Source organism: Deltaproteobacteria bacterium, from assembly GCA_020845775.1.
GTDB lineage: Bacteria > Bdellovibrionota_C > UBA2361 > SZUA-149 > JADLFC01 > JADLFC01.
In genome coordinates this window covers 1-2,828 of record JADLFC010000170.1, presented here as the reverse complement: position 1 = coordinate 2,828, position 2,828 = coordinate 1, and the positions used below count along the sequence as shown (strand labels likewise).

Below are 2,828 nucleotides of genomic sequence, written 5' to 3'. Positions count from 1 at the left end.
GTTGGGCCAAACACAAGACTGCATGGACCATGGTTGCTATAGTATTTCTTCTAATTCGGGAACCGTATGAGGTTTTTGGCATTTTAGTGGATTTCCATTTTTCTGGAATGGTCTTTTTGTGGATTGCGCTTTTCTTTTCATTGTTTACTGGCCTTGCCTATGCAAGAGATTTGCGTAGCATGTGGGAGTAAGCGTTATGTGGAACCCAGGCTCGCGTCGCCTACGGAAAACGCTTTTTTTGGGGCATAGATTAAAAATATCGTCGCAGACTAATTTCAAAGGTATTCTCGTCATTTGTCGAGTCCCAAAGTTTCTTATATTCGAAATTCACGCTAACTGTTTGATTTAAAAAAATAGATTGAGATATCTCCGACTGGGTGTAGCATGATGAGCTTTGGCTTTGGTTGCAAATCAACTTAAATGATCCAACGCCCTTCATGTCTAATAGTTCGTTAATAACAAAACCCACCTCTGGATAACCATATGGATAAAGTGCTTCATTGCCATATCCAAAACCTAAGTTAGCAAGTGAATAAACTAACAAATCGTCATGAAGCAGTTTGCTTAGGCCAAGCCCAGCAAGAACGTCTCCCGCGAGAAACGAATCGAGATGTCTGTCGTAGTGTCTCTTCACGCCAATTTGCAGTTTTCCGGAAAGGCTGTCAGCAAAGGGAGCCGAAGGCACAAGAGATATCGACGAAAAGAGTTTAAGTTCATCTAGGATTATAGATCCGGTGTCAATGTTTACCAAAGCGCTAATATCTCCTAGCTCTAGTTCAGTTTCACTAAAACTCTGGCGGTTGTCGTCAGTAAGCTTGTGCGAGGCCGGTAGGAAATTTAGTTTTAAATACGACTCGTCTTCTCTCCACAAATACCCAAAACTTATTTGAGAGTCGTTCGGTCGGAAAAGGGGATTTTTGAATTTGCTAGCGTCTATAAGATTCGGTTCCGATTCAGCATGGTCGTCATTAAAGACCTGTTCCAGGCGATTAAAATCGTCTAATGAAATTTGTTCATGCTGTTGCAAGTGATTTATAATCGTGCTTCCCAGCTCGCGCTGCAAAAAGTTCGTTGTCGCATTCTCGCTCAATAATAACACCCTAGGATCTTTTCGTTCTATGGCATTGTAGATCGACGCGGTAGCCGTTGAATCCAATTCGCCTGCAAGCATGCGCATTTTCCATATATTGGATGGATACAAGACTGTTCCCGCAATCAACCCATGCTTGTCAGCCTGTTTTGCTACGTCCAGCGCGGTGACCCACAAATAAGTCTGATCTAAAAAAACAGGTTCGGCTAGCGAAAGAATGAAATAAACAACAGTTGCACAATTGTATCCTGCAAAGAGATATTTTGATTTGACGTCCTTAAGCTCCCAGATATGATAGCGAATTAGTTTTCTTGCTTCGCCTGAGAGGTTTAAGGAATATTCCCAAACATTTTGATTTTCGATGTCTCGATACTTCCGAATCTGTTCGTCATACGGCATGAGGGCAAAAAAGCTGGGCATCCCGAGTACGAAGCTTTTAGCGATAAGCATGGGAATGTTAGCGGTATCGATGCGCGTAAAATACGAAACTGCATGCTCGACAGAGGCGCCATCTTTATCTATCGCTGCGAGTTTTAAGAACAAGTGCCCCATCATGCTAGCCGGCTTGGTGACGTTTTCGGAAGCATAGGCCAAGCCAATAGTGTCGGCTGGAGCTCTTGTTAAATACTCCTCAAATGCCTTGCAGTGCGCAGTGGGCAAGGTAATATTTTCCTTTGCAAGTTCCCGCTGGAGAAAATAGTAGCGGGCGGGAAATCTGCAGATCGCGTTTTCGTTCTCTTCGCTTATGTTTTCAAAGATTTCTGAAAGCGACGCCTCAAGTTCAGCCTCTAACGAGCAACCCTTGCGATTCAATAGGAAACTGGGATCGTTTACGTAGCAGGTGTTGTTTTTGTAGTGTAAGAGAGATCTCCATGTAGGAGATAGGTGAAGCTTTTTCTGTTTTGCAATGATAATTGCTTTTTCTAGAGAGTTCGTGGATGCCGCATGTGCGCTTGTTAGACATGTTGCAAGAATGGTTAGGACGCAAACTAAAGTAGCCACAAGGGCTACTTTAGTTTGATTGAAGTGCATTTAAGGCCTTAATTTTGACAGGTGATTGTTACGGTGTCTTGGTATTTCCACATAGATTCCGTTGCGTAGTCAGTGGTCGAACCAAACACTCCACCAATGAATATGTTAATAAAGAAAATAGGATCGACAGTTTTTGGAGCTAACGTAGTCTCGTTGCATCTAGGATCTCTTGTGGAAATAATCTTATCGCTATTTTTGCGATGCACTTCTACAATCCCTGGCGCGTCGAAAGGTATTCCGTCTATGGCTGCTTTTATCTTTTTGCCCGACGACGTAACAACGTTAATCTTCTGTGTTTTGCCGCTAATAATAGTAGCACAACCCGAAATTGACGCTATGGTTGCTGCCAAAAACACCAAAGTAAATACCTTTTTCATAGAAAATCTCCAAATTAATATGCGTGTAAGAAAGTTCCGTTGTAAAGCGGAAGAAACGATGCGTTTTATACCGTTTTCAGGAAGTAAGTAAAATATTTAACCTACTTTATTAAAACGGTATATGTTGCTTAGCCCTCTTAGAAGTAGCGTGGATGTTGTTAGAAAGCTACTGAAATGCCGATAGTTTTCTGAGAAGGCAACCTTTTTGTGTTCCCTAGGCTCTTAAAAAGATGCAGTATGATAAGTTTAATTGTATCTATGGCCATATTTAGGGAGTTTTTCGATGGAAAGTGGGTTTAAGCGTTATTTCGCTGTTTTAATCTTTCTTG

At 41.9% G+C, this 2,828-nt stretch carries 3 protein-coding genes; 1 reads left to right on the top strand and 2 read right to left on the bottom strand.

The genetic code is table 11. From position 1 onward, the window contains the following. The first annotated feature begins 29 nt into the window (after positions 1-29). Positions 30-191, top strand: a complete 162-nt coding sequence (locus IT291_10865; protein ID MCC6221729.1) for a hypothetical protein — start codon at positions 30-32, stop codon at positions 189-191. Between the two features lie 59 nt (positions 192-250). On the opposite strand, the gene IT291_10860 is transcribed toward IT291_10865, so the two are convergent. Next, the gene (locus IT291_10860; GenBank protein MCC6221728.1) at positions 251-2,092 is read right to left on the bottom strand and encodes a DUF4105 domain-containing protein; all 1,842 of its coding nucleotides are present in this window, start codon (positions 2,090-2,092) and stop codon (positions 251-253) included. 38 nt (positions 2,093-2,130) lie between these two features. Beyond that, positions 2,131-2,499, bottom strand: a complete 369-nt coding sequence (locus IT291_10855) for an adenosine deaminase (GenBank protein MCC6221727.1) — start codon at positions 2,497-2,499, stop codon at positions 2,131-2,133. Positions 2,500-2,828 lie beyond the last annotated feature (329 nt).